This is a genomic window from Mesorhizobium tianshanense (genome assembly GCF_007830515.1).
In the GTDB taxonomy this organism is placed as follows: domain Bacteria; phylum Pseudomonadota; class Alphaproteobacteria; order Rhizobiales; family Rhizobiaceae; genus Mesorhizobium; species Mesorhizobium tianshanense.
Genome location: NZ_VLKT01000159.1, coordinates 1 through 1,068 on the forward strand (window position 1 = coordinate 1; position 1,068 = coordinate 1,068).

General features: G+C 62.7%; 1 protein-coding gene. It reads right to left on the reverse strand.

All coding sequences use genetic code 11. The annotated features are described in order from the left end of the window. Positions 1–1,003: IS1182 family transposase (locus IQ26_RS39035; RefSeq protein ID WP_145723600.1), on the reverse strand; the 1,003-nt coding region annotated here is incomplete at its 3' end. Positions 1,004–1,068: the final 65 nt, after the last annotated feature.

Below are 1,068 nucleotides of genomic sequence, written 5' to 3' on the forward strand. Positions count from 1 at the left end.
AGAAGAAGCCCTCGCGCACAGCAGGACCTCGGATGGGCTTGGGGACATAGGCGGTGATACCGGCCTTCTCGCAGGCCTCGATGTCCTCGATCTTGAAGTATCCCCGGTCCGCCACCGCCTCGATCCGCTCGACATCGAGCGTGTCCATGGCCGCTTCCACCGTCGGCGCCAGCAACCCCATGTCGAGAACCTGGTTGCAGACGTCCTGCTCGGCGATCAGCTTGTGCTTCACGTCAACAGCGAGCTGGACGTTGTAGCCGACGCCGACCTTTGTCATCCGCGCCATGGCCCGAGCATCGGGATCGGTGAGCGAGATTTGGTCCTCGCCGGTGCGGTCCAGTTCGTTGAGCAAAGCCTTGTGGCGATCACGCTTTCCCTGGATCGCCGCGATCTTCTCGGCCAGCTTGCCGCCGCCATGATCCGAGCCGGTGCCGCCAGCAGGCTCCTCATCGGCATCGCCCTCGTCGAGCCGCTTCATGTAGTCCGCCAACTTCTCATCCGCCTCGCGGATGAACTTGGTCAGGGCGCCGCGCGTAAAGTTGCGGTCCTTGTTGTTGACCGCCTTGATGCGCGTGCCGTCGACTGCCAGGAGTTCGCGCCCGAACAGGTCGAGCTGTCGGCACAGCAGCACGAACTCGCGGAACACCGCCTTGAAGGCGGCCCGGTTGTCGCGCCGGAAATCGGCAATTGTCTTGAAGTCCGGCTTCAGGTGACGCAGCAGCCAGATCACCTCAATGTTGCGATGGGTCTCAGCTTCCAGCCGGCGGCTCGAGCGCACCCGATTGAGATAACCGTAGATATAGAGCTTCAGGAGATCGGCGGGATCGTAGCCCGGGCGGCCCGTTGCTTTCGGTGCGACACGCCCGAACCCGGCACCCGTCAGATCCAACCCGTCCACGAAGGCGTCGATGAACCGAACCGGGTTGTCCGGCCCGACATAGTCATCGACCGTCTCCGGCAGAAGCAGCACCTGTGAGCGGTCACTTCCAGATATGTGTGCCATGCTGGAGTTTACCGCGCCAGCTGCTGAGGCGGAATCCGATCAAATCGACTTTCCACACGGTCTGC